Annotated in this window: 20 protein-coding genes; 12 read left to right on the top strand and 8 right to left on the bottom strand. The window is 69.9% G+C overall.

Annotated features, from left to right (window positions below; all coding sequences use genetic code 11):
- The first annotated feature begins 5 nt into the window (after positions 1 to 5).
- Together polA and AB0J66_RS33625 are read left to right on the top strand one after the other, a co-directional pair.
- Positions 6 to 2717, top strand: coding sequence for a DNA polymerase I (polA, locus tag AB0J66_RS33630; RefSeq protein WP_364669398.1), 2712 nt, complete (start codon positions 6 to 8; stop codon positions 2715 to 2717).
- Positions 2718 to 2784: 67 nt separating this feature from the next.
- On the top strand, positions 2785 to 3126 hold the full coding sequence (locus AB0J66_RS33625) for a metalloregulator ArsR/SmtB family transcription factor (RefSeq protein WP_364669395.1): 342 nt from the start codon (positions 2785 to 2787) through the stop codon (positions 3124 to 3126).
- Positions 3127 to 3130: 4 nt separating this feature from the next.
- Here AB0J66_RS33625 and AB0J66_RS33620 read toward each other — a convergent pair whose 3' ends face one another.
- The 3 genes from AB0J66_RS33620 to AB0J66_RS33610 are packed head-to-tail and all read right to left on the bottom strand — an operon-like array spanning position 3131 to position 4465.
- Positions 3131 to 3457, bottom strand: coding sequence for a DUF3140 domain-containing protein (locus tag AB0J66_RS33620; RefSeq protein WP_364669392.1), 327 nt, complete (start codon positions 3455 to 3457; stop codon positions 3131 to 3133).
- Positions 3450 to 3659, bottom strand: coding sequence for a DUF2945 domain-containing protein (locus tag AB0J66_RS33615; protein ID WP_364669390.1), 210 nt, complete (start codon positions 3657 to 3659; stop codon positions 3450 to 3452). Before AB0J66_RS33615 ends, AB0J66_RS33620 begins: the two co-directional genes overlap by 8 nt.
- A gap of 23 nt (positions 3660 to 3682) precedes the next feature.
- The gene (locus AB0J66_RS33610; protein ID WP_364669387.1) at positions 3683 to 4465 is read right to left on the bottom strand and encodes a class I SAM-dependent methyltransferase; all 783 of its coding nucleotides are present in this window, start codon (positions 4463 to 4465) and stop codon (positions 3683 to 3685) included.
- 299 nt (positions 4466 to 4764) lie between these two features.
- Between AB0J66_RS33610 and rpsA the strand changes: the two genes are divergently transcribed.
- The 5 genes from rpsA (at position 4765) to AB0J66_RS33585 (ending at position 12184) form a co-directional block, all read left to right on the top strand.
- The gene (gene rpsA / locus AB0J66_RS33605) at positions 4765 to 6282 is read left to right on the top strand and encodes a 30S ribosomal protein S1 (protein ID WP_364669385.1); all 1518 of its coding nucleotides are present in this window, start codon (positions 4765 to 4767) and stop codon (positions 6280 to 6282) included.
- Between the two features lie 93 nt (positions 6283 to 6375).
- Positions 6376 to 7563 carry a dephospho-CoA kinase gene (coaE, locus tag AB0J66_RS33600; RefSeq protein WP_364669382.1) on the top strand — a complete coding sequence of 396 codons (1188 nt, stop codon included), beginning with the start codon at positions 6376 to 6378 and terminating at the stop codon, positions 7561 to 7563.
- Between the two features lie 331 nt (positions 7564 to 7894).
- The gene (gene uvrB, locus AB0J66_RS33595; protein WP_364669379.1) at positions 7895 to 10009 is read left to right on the top strand and encodes an excinuclease ABC subunit UvrB; all 2115 of its coding nucleotides are present in this window, start codon (positions 7895 to 7897) and stop codon (positions 10007 to 10009) included.
- Between the two features lie 37 nt (positions 10010 to 10046).
- On the top strand, positions 10047 to 11030 hold the full coding sequence (locus AB0J66_RS33590; RefSeq protein WP_364669376.1) for a GNAT family N-acetyltransferase: 984 nt from the start codon (positions 10047 to 10049) through the stop codon (positions 11028 to 11030).
- Between the two features lie 440 nt (positions 11031 to 11470).
- Positions 11471 to 12184, top strand: a complete 714-nt coding sequence (locus AB0J66_RS33585) for a VOC family protein (RefSeq protein ID WP_364669374.1) — start codon at positions 11471 to 11473, stop codon at positions 12182 to 12184.
- Positions 12185 to 12438: 254 nt separating this feature from the next.
- On the opposite strand, the gene AB0J66_RS33580 is transcribed toward AB0J66_RS33585, so the two are convergent.
- On the bottom strand, positions 12439 to 12735 hold the full coding sequence (locus tag AB0J66_RS33580) for an antibiotic biosynthesis monooxygenase (RefSeq protein WP_364669371.1): 297 nt from the start codon (positions 12733 to 12735) through the stop codon (positions 12439 to 12441).
- 455 nt (positions 12736 to 13190) lie between these two features.
- Here AB0J66_RS33580 and AB0J66_RS33575 point away from each other — a divergent pair, with 455 nt between their 5' ends.
- Positions 13191 to 14192, top strand: coding sequence for a TerC family protein (locus AB0J66_RS33575; RefSeq protein ID WP_364669369.1), 1002 nt, complete (start codon positions 13191 to 13193; stop codon positions 14190 to 14192).
- A 56-nt stretch (positions 14193 to 14248) separates the two neighbouring features.
- On the opposite strand, the gene typA is transcribed toward AB0J66_RS33575, so the two are convergent.
- Entirely contained in the window at positions 14249 to 16114 is a 1866-nt protein-coding gene (typA, locus tag AB0J66_RS33570; RefSeq protein ID WP_364669366.1) for a translational GTPase TypA, read from the bottom strand.
- Positions 16115 to 16302: 188 nt separating this feature from the next.
- Between typA and AB0J66_RS33565 the strand changes: the two genes are divergently transcribed.
- Entirely contained in the window at positions 16303 to 17109 is an 807-nt protein-coding gene (locus AB0J66_RS33565) for a transglycosylase SLT domain-containing protein (protein ID WP_364669363.1), read from the top strand.
- Between the two features lie 152 nt (positions 17110 to 17261).
- On the top strand, positions 17262 to 17687 hold the full coding sequence (locus AB0J66_RS33560; RefSeq protein ID WP_364669360.1) for a 50S ribosomal protein L11: 426 nt from the start codon (positions 17262 to 17264) through the stop codon (positions 17685 to 17687).
- A 42-nt stretch (positions 17688 to 17729) separates the two neighbouring features.
- Here the strand turns inward: AB0J66_RS33560 and AB0J66_RS33555 are convergent, their stop codons facing one another.
- Positions 17730 to 18353: an ATP-dependent Clp protease proteolytic subunit gene (locus AB0J66_RS33555; protein WP_364669357.1), complete on the bottom strand. Its 624-nt coding sequence runs from the start codon at positions 18351 to 18353 to the stop codon at positions 17730 to 17732.
- A 205-nt stretch (positions 18354 to 18558) separates the two neighbouring features.
- On the opposite strand from AB0J66_RS33555, the gene AB0J66_RS33550 reads away from it, so the two are divergent.
- On the top strand, positions 18559 to 19260 hold the full coding sequence (locus tag AB0J66_RS33550) for a GntR family transcriptional regulator (protein WP_364669355.1): 702 nt from the start codon (positions 18559 to 18561) through the stop codon (positions 19258 to 19260).
- Here the strand turns inward: AB0J66_RS33550 and AB0J66_RS33545 are convergent.
- Together AB0J66_RS33545 and AB0J66_RS33540 are read right to left on the bottom strand one after the other, a co-directional pair.
- A complete protein-coding gene (locus AB0J66_RS33545) occupies positions 19211 to 19969 on the bottom strand; it encodes an aspartate/glutamate racemase family protein (protein ID WP_364669352.1) in 759 nt (252 codons plus the stop codon). The two genes, AB0J66_RS33550 and AB0J66_RS33545, sit on opposite strands and share 50 nt — an antisense overlap.
- Entirely contained in the window at positions 19969 to 21462 is a 1494-nt protein-coding gene (locus AB0J66_RS33540) for an NCS1 family nucleobase:cation symporter-1 (RefSeq protein ID WP_364669349.1), read from the bottom strand. The genes AB0J66_RS33545 and AB0J66_RS33540 overlap by 1 nt, the downstream gene beginning before the upstream one ends.
- Before the next feature lie 75 nt (positions 21463 to 21537).
- Between AB0J66_RS33540 and AB0J66_RS33535 the strand changes: the two genes are divergently transcribed.
- Positions 21538 to 22431: an NAD(+)/NADH kinase gene (locus AB0J66_RS33535; RefSeq protein ID WP_364669346.1), complete on the top strand. Its 894-nt coding sequence runs from the start codon at positions 21538 to 21540 to the stop codon at positions 22429 to 22431.
- The last annotated feature ends 22 nt before the right edge of the window (positions 22432 to 22453 follow it).

The raw sequence follows: 22453 nt of genomic DNA, 5'->3' as shown, positions 1-22453 counted from the left end.
CGGACGTGAGCGATGACGCCCAGACCCCCCGTTTGCTGCTGCTCGACGGCCACTCGCTGGCCTACCGGGCGTTCCACGCGCTGCCCAAGGAAAACTTCAGCACCCAGACCGGGCAGCACACGAACGCGGTCTTCGGTTTCACCTCGATGCTGATCAACATGCTGCGCGACGAGAAGCCGACGCACATCGTGGTCGCCTTCGACGTCTCCCGTAAAAGCTTCCGCACCGAGATCTACCCGGAGTACAAGGCCGGCCGCGCCGCCACCCCGCCCGAGTTCGTCGGCCAGGTGCCGCTGATCAAGGAGATCCTGGCCGCCCTGCGCATCCAGGTCGTGGAGAAAGAGGGCTTCGAGGCCGACGACGTCATCGCCACCCTGTCCGGGCAGGCCAGCGCGGCCGGCATGGAGGTCTTGATCTCCAGTGGCGACCGCGACTCTTTCCAGCTCGCCGGCGAGCACGTCACGATCCTCTACCCGGCCCGCGGCGTGTCCGAGGTCTGGCGCCTGACCCCCGACGCCATCGAGGCCAAGTACCTCGTGCGTCCCGAGCGCTACCGGGACAAGGCCGCCCTGGTCGGCGAGGTCAGCGACAACCTGTCCGGCGTGCCCGGGGTCGGCGACAAGACCGCCGCCAAATGGATCAAGGAGTACGGCGACCTCGACGGCGTCATCGCCCACGTCGACAAGATCAAGGGCAAGGTGGGCGACAACCTGCGGGCCCACCTGGCCGACGTGATGCGCAACTACCGGATGAACGCTCTGCGCACCGACCTGGAGCTGCCGGTCGGCCCCGAGGACACGCAGTGGCACGGCTGGGACCGCGAGGCCGTGCACCAGGTCTTCGACGCGCTCGAGTTCCGGGTGCTGCGCGAGCGTCTCTACTCCTACCTCGACGCGGTCGAGCCGGAGGCCGAGTCCGGCTTCGACCTCGAGGGCCGCGTGCTGCGCGCCGGCGAGGTGGCCGGCTGGCTCACCGAGCACGCCGCCGCCGCTCCCGTCGGCGTGGCCGTCACCGGCACCTTCGGCCGGGGCACGGGCACGCTCACCGGCGTCGCCATCGCCACCGGGGACGGCCCGGCCGCCTGGTTCGACCCGGCCGCGCTGGACGAGGCCGACGAGCAGGCCGTCAGCCGGTGGCTGGCCGACCCCGAGCGGCCCAAGGTCGTGCACGACGCGAAACCGGCCGCGCTGGCCATGCGGGCCCACGGCTGGCGCCTGGCCGGCGTGCGCGTCGACACCGCCCTCGCGGCCTATCTGGCCAAGCCCGACCAGCGGGCGTACGACCTGACCGACCTGGCCCTGCGCTACCTCAAGCGCGAGCTGCGCGTCGAGGAGCCCGAGACCGGCCAGCTCGACCTGCTCTCCGGCCTGGGCGCCGAGAGCGGCGAGGCCGCCGACAGCCTCGCCGAGCAGAACGTGATGCTGCGGGCCAGGGCCACCCTCGACCTGGCCGACGTGCTGACCGAGGAGCTCTCGCGCGACGGCGGCGAGTCGCAGACCCTGCTGACCGAGGTCGAGCAGCCGCTGTCCGAGGTCCTGGGCGAGATGGAGCACCTCGGCATCGCGGCCGACACCCAGTACCTCTCCGAGCTCGAGGCGCACTTCGCGGCCGAGGTGAAGGCCGCCCAGCAGGCCGCGCACGAGGTGGTCGGCCGCGAGTTCAACCTCGGCTCGCCCAAGCAGCTCCAGCAGATCCTGTTCGAGGAGCGGAGCCTGCCCAAGACCAAGAAGATCAAGTCGGGGTACACGACCGACGCCGACGCCCTGCAGAGCCTGTTCGCGCAGACCGGCGACCCGCTGCTGGAGCACCTGCTGCGCCACCGCGACGTGGCCAAGCTCAAGTCGACCGTCGACGGCCTGCTCAAGTCGGTCTCCGACGACGGGCGCATCCACACCACGTTCAACCAGACCGTGGCCGCCACCGGCCGGCTCTCCTCGACCGACCCCAACCTGCAGAACATCCCGATCCGCACCGAGGAGGGCCGGCGCATCCGCCGCGCGTTCGTGGTCGGCGAGGGCTTCGAGACGCTCATGACGGCCGACTACAGCCAGATCGAGATGCGCATCATGGCCCACCTGTCCGAGGACGAGGCGCTGATCGCCGCCTTCAACTCGGCCTTCGACTTCCACGCGGCCACCGCGTCCTCGGTCTTCCACGTCCCGGTCGAGGAGGTCGTCCCCGACCAGCGCCGCAAGATCAAAGCCATGAACTACGGCCTGGCCTACGGGCTGAGCGCGTTCGGCCTGTCGAACCAGCTCACCATCCCCGTCGAGGAGGCCCGCGGCCTGATGGAGGAGTACTTCCAGCGCTTCGGCGGCATCCGGGAGTACCTCGACAAGGTGGTGCGCCAGGCCGGCAAGGACGGCTACACGGCCACCATCCTGGGCCGGCGCCGCTACCTGCCCGATCTGTCCAGCGACAACCGCCAGCGCCGCGAGATGGCCGAGCGGATGGCCCTGAACGCCCCGATCCAGGGCTCGGCGGCCGACATCATCAAGGTCGCCATGCTCCGGGTCGACCGGGCCATCCGCGAGGCCGGGCTGCGCTCGCGCATGCTGCTGCAGGTCCACGACGAGCTCGTCTTCGACGTGGCCCCGGGCGAGCACGAGGCCCTGGAGGCGCTGGTCCGGCGCGAGATGGGCAACGCCCACCCGCTGTCGGTGCCGCTGGAGGTCTCGGTCGGCTCCGGCCGCGACTGGAACGGCGCCGACCACTGAGCCCCGGCGCGCATGGTGACGAGATGAGAGCGCGACGTGGTTGCGGGGCTCTGCAAACGTGTGGCTCATGACGAGCCACACGACGAGCCCCGGCGGCCCGGCGACGCTGAGGCGTGAACCGCTCGATCCCGCCCAGGCCGACACGTTCGCGCCGATGTTCAAGGCGCTCGGCGACCCGGTGCGGTTGCGGCTGCTGTCGATGATCGCCTCGGCCCGCGGCGGCGAGGTGTGCGTCTGCGACCTCACCGGCGCGTTCCACCTGACCGGGCCGACCATCTCGCACCATCTCAAGGTGCTGCGCGAGGCCGGCCTGGTCGACAGCGACCGCCGCGGCACCTGGGTCTACTACCGGCTCATCCCGGCCGCCCTCGCGGTGCTGGGCGGGCTGCTCGACACCGGGGTGCTGTGACCCGCTACTTCTTGAGCGGGTCGTGGCCCCAGTTCATCAGCGAGTACCGCCACTTGGTCTCCGAGACGTCGCCGGAGGGGCGCTGCGCCTGATGGCGGTGCACGTAACCGACGACCTTGCGCATGTGCGCCTCGTCGGCCTCGGTCAGGTCGGCCTTCTTGGTGCCGAGGATCTTGACGATCTTGCGGCCGGAGTCGTGGCCGACCGACTCGCCGCCGGACGACGGCTTCTGGCCGACGTCCTTCGACTCGTCGGTCGTGAGCCACTTCTCGATCTCGCCCGCGGTCATGTTCACGGCCGACTTGAAGTCGGCGTAGACGTCGTCAGCCATGGTGCAGCGCGCCCGGCTTGTGGACCGCCTCGCGGCCGGTCTTGTCGCTCTTGACCTTGTACTGCGGGTCGTCGGGGGAGGCGTCGACGGTGCGCCCGGCCGCCTCGGTCCGCTTGGTGATCTTCTGCTCGACCTCGCCGTGCACGGTCTGGCCGTGGCTCTTCCAGGTGACGTCGTCGCCCTTGCTCAGGTCTTTGCTCATGACCGGGCGATACCCGGGCCGGATCAGGGCAAACGGGTCACGAAGATGGCCGTTCCGGGAAACAGGCGGCCGCGCAGCGGGCTCCACTGGCCCCAGGTCTGCTCGTGCCCGGCCGGCCACTCGGGCTCGATCAGGTCGCGCAGCTCGAAGCCGGCCGCGACCAGTTCACGGACCCGGTCGCCGATCGTGCGGTGCTGCTCGATGTAGGTGACCGCGCCCGACTCGTCGCGCTCCACGTACGGCGTACGGTCGAAGTAGGAGTTGCGGGCGATCAGCCCGGTCTCGTCCGGCTCGTCCCAGAAGATCCAGCGCATCGGGTGGGTGACCGAGAAGACCCAGCTGCCGCCGGGGCGCAGCACCCGGGCCACCTCGCGCATGGCCGCGGCCGAGTCGGACACGAACGGGATCGCCCCGAAGGCGGTGCAGACGATGTCGAATACGCTGTCCGCGAACGGCAGGGCCAGCGCGTCCGCTTGGATCAAGGGCACCACCACGCCCGTACGCTCCGCGGCCGCCGCCGCATGCCGCAGCATGCCGGCCGAGAGATCGAGGGCGGTCACCTCCGCGCCCTGCCCGGCCAGCCACCGGGCCCCGGCCGCCGCGCCCGCCCCGAGCTCGAGGACCCGCCGGTCGCGGACGTCGCCGAGCAGGTGGGCGTCGGCCTCGCGCAGGCCCTCCGGGCACCACACGAAGTCGAGATCGCCCAGGAAGGCGCCGTGCTCGGCCTGGTACTCGTCGGCGTCGGAGTCCCACCAGCCGCGGCTCGCGCGCCGGCTCTCGTCGTCGCTGACAGCGTTTTCGATCACCGCGCCACGGTACGGCAGGGCACGCCGCCGCCCCGAATCGGCACATAAAGGGCATGGTGTGGGGTTTCGCGGCAACAATGTGCCGCGCTCGTCAGGAGGGCTTGCAACCTGTGGTAATGCGCACGGTAAGCTAGTCGATGCGCTCGCGGATCGTGTGCCTCGGCAGGGAGCAGGTTCCGTGGTCGCCGGTCCCGACATGATCGACTGGTCGTCATCTGGTTGCTCGTGCCGTGCCCGGCGGCAGTTCCGTGGAGCGCGAGAGACACCACGACACCCATCCGTTCGGAGCAACAGTCCACATGACGAGCAGCATCGAGGCCACCTCGAGCGCCAACAAGGTCACCGTCGACGATCTCGGCTCTGAGGAAGCTTTCCTCGCCGCCATCGACGAGACCATCAAGTACTTCAACGACGGCGACATTGTCGAAGGCACCGTCGTCAAGGTCGATCGGGACGAGGTCCTGCTCGACATCGGCTACAAGACCGAGGGCGTCATCCCCTCGCGCGAGTTGTCGATCAAGCATGACGTGGACCCCGCGGAAGTGGTGTCGGTCGGTGACCACATCGAAGCCCTCGTCCTCACCAAGGAGGACAAGGAAGGCCGTCTGATCCTCTCGAAGAAGCGCGCGCAGTACGAGCGCGCTTGGGGCACCATCGAGAAGATCAAGGAGGACGACGGCGTCGTCCGCGGCTCGGTCATCGAGGTCGTCAAGGGTGGTCTCATCCTCGACATCGGCCTCCGTGGCTTCCTGCCGGCCTCCCTGGTCGAGATGCGGCGCGTCCGCGACCTGCAGCCGTACGTCGGCCGCGAGCTCGAGGCGAAGATCATCGAGCTGGACAAGAACCGCAACAACGTGGTCCTGTCCCGCCGCGCCTGGCTCGAGCAGACGCAGTCCGAGGTCCGCACCGAGTTCCTCAACAAGCTGCAGAAGGGCCAGGTCCGCAAGGGCGTCGTGTCCTCGATCGTCAACTTCGGCGCCTTCGTCGACCTGGGCGGCGTGGACGGCCTCGTGCACGTCTCCGAGCTCTCCTGGAAGCACATCGACCACCCGTCCGAGGTGGTCGAGGTCGGCCAGGAGGTCGAGGTCGAGGTGCTCGACGTCGACCTGGACCGTGAGCGCGTCTCCCTGTCGCTGAAGGCGACGCAGGAGGACCCGTGGCGCCAGTTCGCCCGGACCCACGCGATCAACCAGATCGTGCCGGGCAAGGTCACCAAGCTGGTTCCGTTCGGCGCCTTCGTCCGCGTCGACGACGGCATCGAGGGCCTGGTGCACATCTCCGAGCTGGCCGAGCGGCACGTCGAGCTGCCCGAGCAGGTCGTCCAGGTGGGCTCCGACGTCCTCGTCAAGGTCATCGACATCGACCTCGAGCGCCGTCGCATCTCGCTGTCGCTCAAGCAGGCCAACGAGAACTTCGTGGAGGGCGAGGAGCACTTCGACCCCACCCTCTACGGCATGGCCGCCACGTACGACAACGAGGGCAACTACATCTACCCGGAGGGCTTCGACCCGGAGACGGGCGAGTGGCTCGAGGGCTTCGACAAGCAGCGCGAGGCCTGGGAGAAGCAGTACGCCGACGCGCGCGAGCGCTGGGAGGCCCACACCAAGCAGGTGCAGGCGTCCCGCGAGGCCGACGCCGAGGCCGCCCTCAACCCGGTTCCGGCCGGCACGGGCGCGACCACCACGTCGTCCTCCACCTCGACGAGCTCGTCCAGCTCGTCGGCCCCGGCCCGGGCGTCCGAGGAGCCCGCGGGCACCCTGGCCACCGACGAGGCCCTCGCCGCTCTGCGCGAGAAGCTCGCCGGCGGCAAGAGCTGACCTCAGCTCTGACCTAGCAGCACGCGAAAGGCCGTCCCGACTCCGGTCGGGGCGGCCTTTCGCCGTACCCGGCCCGGCGGCGATACTGGGCACGTGCTGAGGGTGGGTCTTACCGGCGGGATCGGCGCGGGCAAGAGCGCGGTGGCGCGCCGGCTCGCGCGTCACGGCGCGGTCATCGTCGACTCCGACGTGCTCGCCCGCGAGGTGGTGGAGCCGGGCACGCCCGGGCTGGCCGAGATCGTGACGGCGTTCGGGGCCGGCGTGCTGACGGCCGACGGCGCGCTCGACCGTCCGGCGCTGGCCGCCAAGGTCTTCGGCGACGACGAAGCCCGGCGCCGGCTGGAAAAGATCATTCACCCGCGCGTACGGGCCCGGGCGGCCGAGCTGCACGCGGCCGCCGACCCGGACGCCGTCGTCGTCAGCGACATCCCGCTGCTGGTCGAGACCGGCCAGGCCGCCTCGTTCCACCTGGTGATCGTCGTCGAGGCGGCCCCGGCGACGAGGATCCGCCGGCTCGTGCAGACCCGCGGCATGACCACCGAGCAGGCCACCGCGCGCATCGCCGCCCAGGCCGGCGACGCCGAGCGCCGGGCCGCGGCCGACGTGCTGCTGGTCAACGACGGCGCCCAGGCCGAGCTGGAGAAACGGGTCGACTCCGTGCACCGGCAGCGCCTGATCCCGTACGAGCGCAACCTGCGCGCCGGCAGGTCGGCCCAGGCCCCGCGCGACCTGCACATCGCCGACCCCGACCCGCAGTGGCCGGCCACCGCCGAGCGGATCATGGCCCGCATCCGGCACGCCCTGCGGGACCACCCGGCGACCACGGTGTCGCACATCGGCTCGACCGCCGTCCCCGGGCTCCCGGCCAAGGACATCATCGACCTCATGCTGGCCGTGCGCACCCTCGACGAGGCCGACGAGCTGGCCGGCGCGCTCGGCGCCGCCGGCCTGCCCCGCCGCGCGGGGGAGTGGGCCGACAACGCCCGCGGCCTGCCCGGCGAGACCTGGCCCAAGCGGCTGCACGGCTCGGCCGACCCCGGCCGCCCGGTCAACCTGCACGTCCGGGTCGCCGGTTCCCCCGGCTGGCGTTTCGCCCTGCTCATGCGCGACCACCTGCGCGCGGTGCCGTCGGCCCGCGAGGGCTACGCGGCGGCCAAGGCCGCCTGGTCCCAGGAGCACAAGGACCGCTACACGTACGGCGAGGCCAAGGAACCCTGGTTCGACGAGGAGGCCCGCGCCGCCGACGAGTGGGCCGAGGCTACTGGCTGGCAGCCGTCCTGACCCTTTCCGCTCCCGGCCGGGCATCACCGCATACCGCCCGGGGGTCCCGAAACTGGCTTGTCAGGCGCCCGCGGCGGCCGGTCAGCGCGGGGCGCGACCGCCGTGGGTGCGCTCGCCGTGTGACCGGGGCGCAGCGACCACGGGCCGGGCGAGGGAACCGTGTGGTGATCCCGCTCGATCCGGCAGGCCGCCGCGAGCGGCCTACCCGACCAGGCTAAGTGACGTACGCAACAGCGACAACCGGGCCGAATGTGCACCCTGAGCACGGGGTTCGCCCAAGGCCGAAGTCGTGCGCGGAAACTTGTCGTACCCCCGACGTACGGTGGTCCCCATGGCGCTCGACATCCCACGACTCGACGGCCGGTTCGAGGTCGTCAGCGAATTCCAGCCGGCCGGTGACCAGCCCGCCGCCATCGCTGAGCTGGAGCGACGGGTCCGGCGCGGCGACCGCAACACCGTGCTGCTCGGCGCGACCGGCACCGGCAAGAGCGCTACCTCGGCCTGGCTCATCGAGAAGCTGCAGCGGCCCGCGTTGGTGCTCGCGCCGAACAAGACCCTGTGCGCCCAGCTGGCCAAGGAGCTCCGCGAGCTCCTGCCGAACAACGCCGTCGAATACTTCGTCAGCTACTACGACTACTACCAGCCCGAGGCGTACATCGCCCAGACCGACACCTACATCGAGAAGGACTCGTCGGTCAACGAGGAGGTCGAGCGGCTGCGCCACTCGGCCACCATGTCGCTGCTGACCCGGCGCGACACGATCGTGGTGGCCACGGTCAGCGCGATCTACGGCCTGGGCACCCCGCAGGAGTACCTCGAGCGCGCCGTCAAGGTGAAGGTCGGCGGCGAGGTCGACCGCGACCAGCTGCTGCGCCGCCTGGTCGACATCCAGTACTCGCGCAACGACATGGCCTTCCAGCGGGGCACGTTCCGGGTCCGGGGCGACACGCTGGAGATCATCCCGGCCTACGAGGAGCTGGCCGTGCGGGTCGAGCTCTTCGGCGACGAGGTGGAGAAGCTCTACTACCTGCACCCGCTGACCGGCGACATCGTGCGCGAGGTGGACGAGCTGGTCATCTTCCCGGCGACCCACTACGTGGCCGGCCCGGAGCGGATGGAGCGGGCGATCCGCGACATCGAGGCCGAGCTGGAGGAGCGGCTGGCCGAGCTCGACCGGCAGGGCAAGCTGCTCGAGTCGCAACGGCTGCGCATGCGGACCACGTACGACATCGAGATGATGCGCCAGGTCGGCTTCTGCAACGGCATCGAGAACTACTCGATGCACATGGACGGCCGGACGTACGGCGAGCCGTCGTACACGCTGCTCGACTACTTCCCGGACGACTACGTGACGATCATCGACGAGTCGCACGTGACGATCCCGCAGATCGGCGGCATGTACGAGGGGGACGCCTCGCGCAAGCGGATCCTCATCGAGCACGGCTTCCGGCTGCCCAGCGCGGCCGACAACCGGCCGCTGCGCTTCGACGAGTTCCTCGAGCGGGTGGGGCAGATGGTGTTCCTGTCCGCCACGCCTGGCCCGTGGGAGATGCAGCAGGCCCAGGGCGAGTACGTGGAGCAGGTCATCCGCCCCACCGGCCTGGTCGACCCGCAGGTCGTGGTCAAGCCGACCAAGGGCCAGATCGACGACCTGATGCACGAGATCAAGCTGCGGACCGAGCGCGACGAGCGGGTCCTGGTGACCACCCTGACCAAGAAGATGGCCGAGGACCTCACCGACTACCTGCTGGAGAACGGCATCCGGGTGCGCTACCTGCACTCCGAGGTGGACACGCTGCGCCGCGTCGAGCTGCTGAAAGAGCTGCGCAAGGGCGACTACGACGTGCTCGTCGGCATCAACCTGCTCCGTGAGGGTCTCGACCTGCCCGAGGTGTCGCTGGTGGCGATCCTCGACGCCGACAAGGAGGGCTTCCTGCGCAGCGGCCGGTCGCTGATCCAGACGATCGGCCGGGCCGCCCGTAACGTCTCCGGCGAGGTCCACATGTATGCCGACAAGATGACGCCGTCGATGCGCGACGCCATCGAGGAGACCGACCGGCGCCGGGCCAAGCAGATCGCCCACAACGAGGCGAACGGCATCAAGCCGCAGGCCCTCCGCAAGAAGATCCACGACATCCTGGACGACATCTACCGCGAGGCCGAGGACACCGACGCCGCGGTCAGCCCGATGGTCGGTGGCGGGGGCCGGCAGGTCTCGCGCGGCAAGGCGCCGGTGCCCGAGACCCGCTCGAAGGCTCGCGGCGCGGCGGTCCCGGCCCGCGAGGGCATGGCCCGCGCCGAGCTGGCCCAGCTCATCCAGGACCTCAACGAGCAGATGCTGGGCGCGGCCCGCGAGCTGCAGTTCGAGCTGGCGGCCCGGATCCGCGACGAGATGGGCGAGCTGAAGAAGGAGCTCCGCGGCATGGACGCCGCCGGCGTGAAATAGATCGATGCGTCCCGGTGGCCTCGCCTAGGCTGCCGGGATGACCGACGGGACCGGGTGGGACGGCTTCTCGGGCGTGCCCCCGGAGCTGGTCGCCCTGGCCGAGCGCTGCTTCGAGGCCGACGGCGGGCTGCCGCTCGCCGTCGAGCCCGGTTTCCTTGCCGGCCGCTGGGCAGGCCAGGGCGTCGTGACTTTCGCCCGCCGCGACGCCGGCGGCCGGCTGACGGCGGCCGGCGCGGCTCGCCCGATCTTGGGCGGCGCCGCCTTCACCGGCCTCGTCGACCCGGCCGCCCGCGGCCGGGGCCTCGGCGCCCTCGTGCTCGACCGCGGCCTCGCCGAGGTCCGCGCCCTTGCCGCCCCACCACGCCGCGGCGCGCTTGCCGCTCACCTCGCCCCCGGCGCCGCTGCGGAGGGTGGCTCACCTTCGGCTGCCGGAAGCGACGTGGCTGCTGACGGTGAGCGAGTCGTCAACGTTGAGGCTGAGTCGCTGACTGATGATGCGGCGGCCTTGTTCGATACGCGGGGGCTGCGGCAGGACTTCGCCGAGGACGTGATGTGGGCCGACCTCGCGGGAGAGCCGCCGGCGGCGGTGTGGCCGGAGGGTGCGGCGATGGTGTCCTGGTCGGGGGAGGTCGCGCGGCGATTTCACGCCGTCTACGACGCGTCGTTCCGGGACAGGCCGGGATTCCCCGGTTATCGGGCTGACGACTGGATCGACGAGAACGAAGAGGACGAGGACTTCCGGCCGGACTGCTCGCTGCTGGTCAGCCTGCCCGGGGTGGGCGACGCGGGATTCGTGACGGCGGCCCGGGACTGGATCATCCAGGTGGGGGTGGTGCCGTCGGCGCGCCGGCGCGGGCTCGCAGCCGCCCTGGTGAGCGAGGCCCTCGCCCGGCTCCAAGCGGACGGCAGCGACCACGCCTGGCTCACCGTCAACGTCAACAACCCGGGAGCGGCCGCGGTCTACCGCGGCCTGGGTTTCCGCAACCGGGGCCGCCGAGCCCGCTACCGGCCGGCGCCATGACGAGGCGGCCCCGCCCATCTGCGGGGGCTCGTCCGTCTGCGGAGGGCTCGCCCATCTGAGCGGGGCCCTTTCGCGCGGGGGCCCTTTTGCGCCGGGGCCATCTGCGCGGGCCCATCTGCGCGGGGCTCTTTTGCGCGGGGCCATCTGCGCGGGGCCATCTGCGCGGGCCCATCTGCGCGGGGCCATTTTGCGCGGGGCCATCTGCGCGGGGCCACTTCGCGCGGGCCCATCTGTTCGGGCGCGGGCCCATCTGTTCGGGCACATCTGCGCGGGGCCCCCCTTTGCGTGGGCCCATCTGTGCGGGGCGCCCATCTTCGCGGTGACCGGCGAGAATCGGGGCCGGGAGGGGCTTGCGGGTCACGGTTGCGGGTAGCCCGCCCGGTGACTGGCCGGCACGGACTGGATGCACGGATGGATGGGGTGGCTTGATGATTCGGTGGGTGGACGTCTTTCTGGACCGGCCGGCTGGGACGCTGGACGCGGCGGTCTCGTTCTGGGCCGAGGTGACCGGGTCGGAGCCGAAGGCGCAGCGCGACCCCGGCTTCGTTCGCCTGGGCACGGCTGCGGGCGACGACTGGGTGGAGATCCAGGAGGTGCGCTCGGGCGAGGGCGGCACCCACCCCGACCTGTGGGTCGACGATCCGGCCGGGTTCACCGGGCGGGTGCTCACGGCCGGCGCCGGTCTGGTGTGCGATCACGGGGACTGGGTGACGCTGCGGTCGCCCGGCGGGCTGGCCTTCTGCGTGGCTCGGTGGCGCGATCAGAGCGTACGGCCGAGGCCCTTCGCCGGACCGGGCGGAGTGACCACCCGGCCCCACCAGATCTGCATCGACGTCGGTCCGTCGAGCTTCGAGGACGAGGTCCGTTTCTGGGAGATCGCCACCGGCTGGCGGCTGGACAGCGGGGAGCTCGGCGAGTTCCGGCGGCTGCAGCCGGAGCCGCCGATTCCCGTCCGGTTCCTGCTGCAGCGCCTCGGCGAGGAGCGGCCGATCTCGGCCCACCTGGACGTCACCTGCTCGGACCGGCCCGCCGGGCGCGCGTGGCACGAGTCGCTGGGCGCGACCTTCGTGGGGGAGTGGCCGCACTGGACGACCCTGCGCGACCCGGCCGGCGGCGTCTACTGCCTCACCGAGGGCGACCCGGCGACGGACTAGCCGGCCGGAGGGCGACTCGGACGCGGCTCAGCCGGCCGGGACGTCGCTTGGCCGGTGCGACCCGGCCACGGACTAGCCCGCCGGAGGGGGACCCGACCGCGGCTCAGCCGGCCGGAGGGGGACCCGACCGCGGCTCAGCCGGCCGGAGGGCGACCCGACCGCGGCTCAGCCGGCTGGGACGTCGCTTGACCGGGCGACCCAGCCGCAAACCAGCCGGGCGGAACATCGCTTGGCCGAGGCGGCCCGGCCGCGGCTCAGCTGGCTGGGACGTCGAGGAAGTGCTCGACCAGCGGTGGCGTGGCGAAGTACTGGCCGATGTGGCCGCGCCACTGGACGTAGCGGTCGGTGGCCCGGAAGTTCTCCAGGTGGGCCTCGACGGTCTCCCACTCGACCAGCAGGACGAAACGGGACGGGGACTCCACGCCACGGGTCATGCGGACCGAGAGACAGCCGGGCGTGCCGGCCAGGATGGGGCGGCCGGCCTGGTAAGCCGCTGCGAAGGCATCCTCTTCACCGGACTTGATGTCGATCAGCGCGACCTCGAGAACCATGGTCGCCAGCTTCCCACAGGAACTGTCGAACTAGCCTCCTAGGATGCCACCAAGGTTGTTGGTGGGTCGCCCATGGTGATGAGTGAGTCGCTCTCGGGGCATGAGGGATGCCCTGGGCGGGCACAGAGTTACCAAGAGGTGGCCCGCTGACGACGCACCGGAGGGTGGCAAGTGTCCTGCTTGGGAGGTTTGGCCGAGAGACTGGCCACCCTTTGCCGGGGCACCCTGCCAATGTGTCGGGGTATGCGTCACAATGGCTGCCGTAGGAGGGGAGTATTCCCCCGCGCCGGTCTCGTCAACACGGAGTGCCCTCATGGGCGCGCCCGGGGCCGGCGGTCGCGATTCCCCGCCTCTCGCGGGTTGCGGCGGAAGAGACCTCCGACAGTCGCACGTCGCTGTTCCCACATGCTCCATGAGTGGGCGCAGCGTCGAACCGTGTCTGCCGGAGGTTCCTGTTGAACGTCTCCACCTGGGTGTGGATCGTCACCCTGGTCGCTCTCGTCGCCGTCCTCGCCGTTGATCTGCTGATCATCGGGCGCCGGCCGCACGAACCTTCGATGAAGGAGTCCGGGGGCTGGGTCGCGTTCTATGTCGCGCTCGCCCTGGTCTTCGGTGTCGGTGTCTGGGTCACCGCCGGCGGCAGTTACGCCGCCGAGTTCTACACGGGCTGGCTGACCGAGTACTCGCTCAGCGTCGACAACCTGTTCGTCTTCGTGATCATCATGGCCCGCTTCGCGGTGCCCCGGAAGTTCCAGCAGAAGGTGCTGCTCATCGGCATCGTGCTGGCGCTGCTGATGCGGGGCGCGTTCATCGCCGCCGGGGCCGCGCTGATCTCCGAGTTCTCCTGGGTCTTCTACCTGTTCGGCGCGTTCCTCGTCTACACCGCCATCAACCTGCTCAAGGAGGGCGAGAACGACGAGGAGGACTTCAAGGAGAACATTCTGATCCGCTGGGCCAAGAAGGCCCTTCCGGTCTCGTCGTCGTTCGAGAGCGGCAAGATGACGGTGGTCACCGAGACCGGCAAGCGGCTGTTCACGCCCATGCTGATCGTGATGATCGCCATCGGTACGACGGATCTGCTGTTCGCCCTGGACTCCATCCCGGCCATCTTCGGCATCACCAAGGAGCCGTACCTGGTCTTCACCGCCAACGTGTTCGCGCTGATGGGTCTGCGGCAGCTGTTCTTCCTGCTCGGCGGTCTGCTGGAACGCCTGGTCTACCTCAACATCGGGCTCGCCGCCGTGCTCGCCTTCATCGGCGTCAAGCTCTTCCTCGAAGCGCTGCACACCAACAACCTGCCGTTCATCAACGGTGGTCACGAGGTGCACTGGGCGCCGGAGATCCCGATCTGGCTGTCGCTGCTGATCATCCTGGGCACGCTGGGCGTGGCCACGGTGGCCAGCCTCGCCAAATCTAACCGGGATCGGAAGAGGGAACTGACTGACACGCAGGTCTGATACCAATGAGAGGCGCCCCGGGTCGATGACCCGGGGCGCCTTTTCGTGCGCTCGAACTACTGGGCGTGCTTGCGGCGGGCGGCCTGGCGGCCACGGGTCTGCTGGTCCAGGATGACCTTGCGGATGCGGATCGCGCTCGGGGTGACCTCGACGCACTCGTCCTCGCGGCAGAACTCGAGGGCCTGCTCCAGCGACAGCTTGCGCGGCGGGATCACCTTTTCGGTGTTGTCGGCGCTTGCGGCCCGCATGTTCGTGAGCTTCTTCTCCTTGGTGATGTTGACGTCCATGTCGTCCTCGCGGGAGTTCTCGCCGACGATCATGCCTTCGTACACCTCGGTGGTCGGCTCCACGAAGAGCGAGCCACGCTCCTGAATGTTGATCATGGCGAACGGGGTGACCGCGCCGGCCCGGTCGGCGACCAGGGAGCCGTTGTTGCGGGTGCGCAGCTCGCCGAACCACGGCTCGTAGTCCTCGAACAGGTGGTGCATGATGCCGGTGCCGCGGGTCTCGGTGAGGAATTCCGTACGGAATCCGATCAGGCCCCGGGCCGGAACCAGCCACTCCATGCGCAGCCAGCCGGTGCCGTGGTTGATCAGCTCCTCCATGCGGCCCTTGCGGGTCGAGAGCAGCTGGGTGATGGCGCCCATGTACTCGTCGGGGGCGTCGATGGTCAGGCGCTCGACCGGCTCGTGGACCTTGCCGTCGATCGTCTTGGTGACCACCTGCGGCTTGCCGACGGTCAGCTCGTAGTTCTCGCGGCGCATCTGCTCGACCAGGATGGCCAGGGCGAGCTCACCGCGGCCCTGCACCTCCCAGGCGTCGGGGCGCTCGGTCGGCAGCACGCGCAGCGAGACGTTACCGATCAGCTCGCGGTCGAGGCGGTCCTTGACCATGCGGGCGGTGACCTTGGCCCCCTTGACCTTGCCGACCAGCGGCGAGGTGTTGGTGCCGAGGACCATCGAGATGGCCGGCTCGTCGACGGTGATCAGCGGCAGCGGGATCGGGTTCTCCGCGTCGGCCAGCGTCTCGCCGATCATGATGTCGGCGATACCGGCGACGGCCATGATGTCGCCCGGGCCGGCGCTTTCGGCCGGCTTGCGGTCGAGGCCCTCGGTGATCAGCAGCTCGGAGATGCGCACGTTGCTGATCGTGCCGTCGGTCTTGCACCAGGCCACGGTCTGGCCCTTGCGGATCGTGCCCTCGTGCACGCGGCAGAGCGCGAGCCGGCCCAGGAAGTTGGACGCGTCGAGGTTGACCACGTGCGCCTGCAGCGGCGCGCCCTCGGTGTAGGTCGGGGCCGGGATGGTCTCGAGGATCGTGCTGAACAGCACCTCGAGGTCGGTGCTGTCCTCGGGGACGGTGCCGTCCTTGGGCTGGGTCAGCGAGGCGATGCCGTCGCGGGCGCAGGCGTAGACGATCGGGAACTCGATCTGGTGCTCGTCGGCGTCGAGGTCGAGGAAGAGCTCGTACGTCTCGTCGACGACCTCCTTGATGCGCGCGTCCGGGCGGTCGACCTTGTTGATGATCAGGATGATCGGGAGCTTGGCCGCGAGCGCCTTGCGGAGCACGAACCGCGTCTGCGGCAGCGGGCCCTCGGAGGCGTCGACGAGCAGGGCGACCCCGTCGACCATGGTGAGGCCGCGCTCGACCTCGCCGCCGAAGTCGGCGTGGCCGGGAGTGTCGATGATGTTGATGGTGACCGGGTCACCCTCGGCGGGCTGGTAGCTGATCGCCGTGTTCTTGGCGAGAATGGTGATGCCCTTTTCCCGCTCCAGGTCCATGGAGTCCATGACGCGGTCGGCCATCTCGCCCCGCGCGTGGGACTGGCTCCCCTGGCGCAGCATGGCGTCGACCAGGGTTGTTTTGCCATGGTCGACGTGGGCGATGATGGCGACGTTGCGTAGGTCGGTGCGGGTCTGCATGACACCATTGTCCCCGGTGTTGGTTGCTGTCGCGGGCCGGGGTTGGATCGACGGGACCGGTTCCGCATCACATCAGGTTTGTCTGATTTGCCGGCCAGCCTTTAAGCGACGACTTAAGGGTCAGCGCGCCCGGGCCGTGATCTGTAGCGTCCGCATCGATTCCACTGACGGGGAAAGGTCGGACCGATATGGCTCGGAGGAGTTGGGCCCTGGGTCTGGTCGCGCTGCTGGTCGCGGCCGGGTGCGGTTTGGGCGGTAAGGACGAGGACAAGGCGGCCGCCGATCCGGTGCCGTCGGCGGTGGCGGCCGGCGACTCGGCCGAGCCGGAGTTCGAGCCGAGCGCCGAGAGTCCCACGCCGGAGCCGGTGGAGACCACCACCAGCAAGGCGCCGTCGAAGAAGCCCACCACCAAGCCGCCGTCGGCCGAGCCGACCGTGCCGCCGTTCTGGAGCCAGCTCCCCGACTGCGCGCACTACGACAAGACCAAGCCGGTCGCCAAGACCAAGGTCAAGGCGGCGCTCAAGGCGGCCGCGGCCAAGCAGTACTGGCGCACCGAGGCCCCCAGCCTGCGCATCAACTACCCGCTGATCAAGGCGGTGGCGTGGCAGGAGAGCGGCTGGCAGAGCAACATCCACAACTGCGACGGCGGGGCCGGCGTCATGCAGGTCATGCCGGACACGGTCGACATGATCAACAACCGGTTCGGCCTGGGCTACGAGGCCTCGGTGTTCAATCAGAACGTCCTGGTCGGCGGCAACTACCTCGCCTGGCTGACGAAGTGGGCCGGCGACCGGTACTTCGGCGGCAGCTACAACCTGAGCGCGGCCAAGTGCAAGTCGGCGTCGTCGTGGTGCCTGCTGAACGTGGTGATCTCCGGCTACAACGCGGGCGCCGGGGGCGTCGAGCAGGCGGCCGCGGCCAAGGAGCTGCCCAACCCGGAGTACGTGGCGTCGGTGCGCGCGCTGATGAAGCGGTGCCAGTGCGACCAGTACTAGAGGCCGAGCTACACTAGTCCTGCTACCTGAGACCCGCCGCCGTTTTGACCCACTAAACGTGCCGGTAGTAAGGTCTCGGGGTTGTCGTGTGTTGATGAAGCTGGCGAGCTGCGTCCTTGGCTTGTGCAGCTCACCTTAAGGAGCCCTACGCAATGCCGCCCAAGAAAAAGACTCATGAGGTAACCCTCGCGCTTGAGGCGGGTAACGCCGCGATGGTCGACCTCGGCAAGATGCTTGGTCCGACCGGGGCCAACATGCGTGCCGTGAAGGTGGAGTACGACGAGGCCACCTCGAAGAACCGGGGCGAGATCATCCCGGTGATCGTCAGCGTCTACGAGGACCGCAGCCACACGCTGGCCTACAAGACGCCGCCGACCAGCTTCTTGATCAAGAAGGCCCTCGGCATCCAGTCCGGCGCGTCGAACCCGCTGACCCAGACCGCGGGCACGCTGAACGCGACGCAGGTCAAGGAGATCGCCGAGCGCAAGCTCCCCGACCTCAACGCGAACGACCTCGACGCCGCGATCCAGATCGTGGCCGGCACCGCCCGCTCCATGGGTGTGAAGGTCGCGCAGTAACACAGCCTTGTGAAAAGCCCCCGGGTTTCCCCGGGGGCTTTTTCATGCCTTGCCGATGATCTCCTCGATCAGGTGATATTCGAGGGCCTCCTGGGCGGTCAAACCTCGGCCGGCCGACAGGTCGTCCTCGATCCGGCTGCGGCTCTGCCCGGTCAGCTCGACCAGCCGGATGATGATCTCCTCCAGCTCGCGCAGGTGCTGCCCGGCGGCCCGGGCCACCTCGTCGGCGGTGCCGCTGACGGCGGCCGCGCGCGGCTCGGTCAGCCGGAACCGGGCGTGCCGGTAGGCGGCGCGCCGCTCGGCCGCCGCGAGCACCGCGACCACGGCCCCGGCCGCCTCCGAGGTGACCACCGCGTGCACCGGCGCCGCCATCGAGTCGATCACGTCGATCACCGAGAGGGCCGCCCCGAGCTCGCCGCCGGCGCTGGCCACGTGCAGCTGCACCGGCCCTGGGCCGGCCGCGTCCAGGGTGAGCAGCGCGGCCGCGATGCCGGTGGCGCCCTCGGGGGTGAGCGGGCCCCGGATCATGACGATCCGCTGGTCGAACAGCCGCTCCTCGAGCCAGCCGGGCAGCCCCGGCCCGGCCCCGGGCGGCAGGTGCGGCGGCCAGGGCTCGGGGTTCGGCGGGGGCTGGCCCCACCGCATCGGATCATGCCGCAGATTCACCGAAAACCTCCCGTCGGCCGCGTGCCGCCAGAGTAACCACGCGGGCCCCGGAAGCGGCCACTTCTTCCGCTGTGGGCAAACAGCCGCAGTGGATAAAGGAGCGACCGGCCGCAGCGGGCGAGCGGGCACCGCGAGGAAGTGTGCGTGCGCACGCACACTTCGCCGCGGTAGCAGAGTTGTAACGGAACGGGTCTAGGGTCCGGGCATGTCGGGTCCCCGCCGGAGGTCGGCCCTGGTCGCGCGGCTGGCCGACCGGCCGCCGGGTGTGCTGCTGGACGAGTTGCGCGGCGCCATCCTGGACGGGGGCGTGCCGCCCGGCTCGGCGATTCCCGTCGACGCGGTGGCGGCCGCGTTCAAGGTCAGCCGCATTCCGGTCCGGGAAGCATTGATGACCTTGATCGGCGAGGGCCTGGTCGATCACCGGCCGAACGGCGGGTACCGCGTGGCCATGATGACCGCGGCCGAGTTCGCCGAGATCTATCTGGTGCGGGAGGCGCTGGAGACGGCGGCGCTGCGGGCCGCGATCGAGCGGGCCGGGGCGGACGACGACGAGTCGGCCCGGGCGGCCCACCGGGCGCTGGACGCGGCGGTGCGAGCGTACGACGGGAAGCTGTATCACCGGGAGAGCCGCCGGTTCCATCTGGCGCTGATCCGGCCCTGCCGGATGCGCCGGTTGCTGCACATGCTGGACATGGCGTGGAACATGACCGAGCCGCTGCAGCCGATGTCGCATGTGGACGACGCGGCCCGCGAGCTGCTGCACGCGGATCATGCCGGGATGCTGACGGCTTTCTGCGCACGGGACGCGGAGAGTCTGATCGCCGTCTTCGCCGCGCATCACCATCGGCTGCAGGCGGCTATCGAGGATCTGCCGCGGGACACGGGTCTATTCTCGCCGTCGTCGTGAAGGCCCGCAGGATCCCGGTGTACGCCTTGGGCGGCGGGGCGGCGTACTCGTCGCGCCCCGAGGTCCGCAGGCCGAGCGTGACCAGCGACTGCACCAGTGTGGTGGCCGCGGCCACGCCGTCGATCACTGGGACGCCGAGTTCGGCGCTCAGCCAGGCGGGCAGGTCGGCCAGGCCCGCGCAACCCAGCACGATCACGTCCGAGCCGTCGGCCGTCAATGCCTCCCGGGCCAGGTCGAGGACCTTCTTGCGGACGCCGGGGTCGCTCTCCAGGCGCAACACCGGGATGTCACACGCGTGCACGCCCCGGCAGGCGCCCGCGGCCACGTAGCGCGTGGCCAGGTCGTGCGCCCGTCCGAGCGTACGGCCCAGGCTGGTGACCACGCTGAAACCGCGACCGATCAACGTGGCGGCGTGCATCGCCGCCTCGGCGATACCGACGACCGGGCGAGAGGTGATCTCGCGGGCGGCGTCGAGTCCGGGGTCTCCGAAGCACGCGATGACGTAACCGTCAGCGTCACTGTCCATGATGGCCCGCAGGACGCCGGGGACGGCCAGGGCCTCGTCGTAGTGCGACTCGATGGAGGCCGGCCCCATGACGGACGTGACGGCCTCGACCGTGGTGCCCGGGCTCGCGGCGGCCCGGGCACTCGCTCCGATCAGCGCCGTCATCGACGCGGTGGTGTTGGGATTGATGACCCGGAGGAGCATCAGGCCTTCTTCAAGGTCGCGACACGGTAGACGGCGAAGCCGAGGCCGCAGCCGATGAACCAGCTGTACTGGGCGACGGTGTGCATGCCGGGCCCGCCGGTCCACAACACGGGGATCATGGCGACGACGGCGCCGGTGGCGGTGGCGATGATGGCCGGCGGGTTGTAGCCCTTGCGGTACCAGTAGCGGGCCTTCGGGTCCATGGTGAACATGTCGTCGACGTGGACCTGCTGCCGGCGTACCAGGTAGTAGTCGGCGATCAGCACGCCGAACAGCGGGCCGATGAAGGCGCCCAGGGTCTCCAGCGTGTAGTGGATGACGTCGGGGTTGTTGTAGAGGTTCCACGGGGTGATCAGCACCGAGCCGACCGCGGCGATCATGCCGCCCATCCGCCAGCTGATCCGCTGCGGGCTGACGTTGGAGAAGTCGAAGGCAGGCGAGATGAAGTTGGCCACGATGTTGATGCCGATGGTGGCGATGGTGAAGGTCAGCGCGCCCAGCGCGATGGCGAACGTGCTGTCGATCTTCGAGACGGTCTCGACCGGGTCGGTGATCAGCTCGCCGAAGACCGGCAGGGTCAGCGACGAGGTGATCACGACCAGCAGCGAGAAGGCGAGGAAGTTGAGTGGCAGGCCGAGGAAGTTGCCCTTCTTGACGGCGCGGAACGACTTGCCGTACCGGGAGAAGTCGCCGAAGTTGAGCATCGGGCCGGAGAAGTAGGACACGACCAGGGCGATCGCGCCCAGCATGATCGGCAGGGCGTCCCAGCCGTGGTACCGGACGTCGCCGAGGTTGAGGTCGATCTCGTTCCAGCCCGCCTTGTAGATCAGATAGCCGGTCAGCGCGATCATCACGACGTAGACGGCCGGGCCGCAGAAGTCGATGAACTTGCGGATCGTCTCCATGCCGGTCCAGAAGACCGCCGCTTGCAGGACCCACAGGACGGCGTACGTGCACCAGCCGAGCAGCGGCAGACCGAGGAAACCGTACTGGTCGACGTCGGCGTACGGGGCCAGGCCCGGCCAGAACTTCAGCACCACGACATCGAGGGCGGCCGAGGCCAGGTACGTCTGGATGCCGTACCAGGCGACCGCGATCGCACCCCGGATGATGGCCGGCAAGTTCGCGCCGAGCACCCCGAACGCCGTCCGGTTGATCACCGGGTAGGGGACGCCCGTGCGCTGGCTCGGCTTGGCCACCAGGTTGCAGAAGAAGTAGACGATCGTGATGCCGGCGACCAGCGACACCAGCACCTGCCAACTCGACAGGCCCAGCGCGAACAGGCTGCCCGCGGTCACGTAGCCGCCGACGCTGTGCACGTCGGACATCCAGAAGGCGAAGATGTTGTACGAACCCCAGCGCTGCTCACGGAGCGGGGCCAGGTCCTCATTGGTCAGCCGGGGGTCGTACCCCGGTTTGACGACGCCGCTGCCGGCCGGCATGCCGGCGGCCTCGACCAGATCCTCGGGGGTGCTCGCGATGGTGTCAGCCATGCGGTGACGCTATGTATCGGCTGTTTCACTCCGATGAGCGGAAATGTATATCTTCCGTTCGCTACGGTCGTCGACATGGGCAACAACATGGTTCTCGGCCTGGTCGTCCACCCGCGCAACGACGTGAGCGACTCGGTCGCCACGGTCGTCCAGGCGGCGGCGCGGGCCGGCGGCCGGGTGGTGGCCCGCCCCGCCGACGCGAAACGGCTCGGCCTGGACGCGGTCGAGGACGCCGACTTCGCCGAGCAGGTCGACTTCGTCTTCAGCCTCGGCGGCGACGGCACCATGCTCGGCGCGATGCGGCTGATGGCCGGACGGCCGACCCCGATCCTCGGCGTCAACCACGGCAACCTCGGCTTCCTCATCGAGACCACCCCCGCCCAGCTGTCGGCGGCGCTCGACCGGCTGATGGCGGGCGAGTTCAGCCTGGAGCCGCACAGCGGCCTCGCGGTCGGTGACAGCCTCGCCTTCAACGACGTGGTCGTCACGGCCGGCCGGCCCTGGACGTCGGTGGCCCTCGACCTCGCGCTCAACGGCGTCAAGCACGGCTACTTCCGCTGCGACGCTGTCGTGGTCTGCACGCCGACCGGTTCCACCGCGTACAACTACGCGGCCGGCGGCCCGATCATCTCCCCGTCCGTGCCCGCCATCGGCCTGACCCCGGTCGCCCCGATGTCCGGCATCAGCCGCCCCATCGTCCTCGGCGGCGCCGAAGTCATCACCTTGCGCGGCGCCGCCCCGTCCCGCGTCTCCCTCGACGGCGCCGACACCGTGACGATCGAGCCGGACACCGACCTCACCGTCGAGCTGCGCCCCCACGCCGTCAACGTGGTCCGCTTCGACCGGGCCGCCCACGAACGCCGCACCCGCATCAAGCTCAGCCTGCTCGACCTGCCCCTGCGCCCCGACCAGCTCATCGAGCTCGTCCCCGAACACCTCCGCGACCGGGTGCTGAAGCAGCAGCGCTAGTGGCTTGTACCTGCAAAGGGGG

The organism is Actinoplanes sp. NPDC049598, from assembly GCF_040675435.1.
Classification (GTDB): Bacteria; Actinomycetota; Actinomycetes; order Mycobacteriales; family Micromonosporaceae; genus Actinoplanes.
This window is presented reverse-complemented; position numbering and strand designations above follow the sequence as displayed.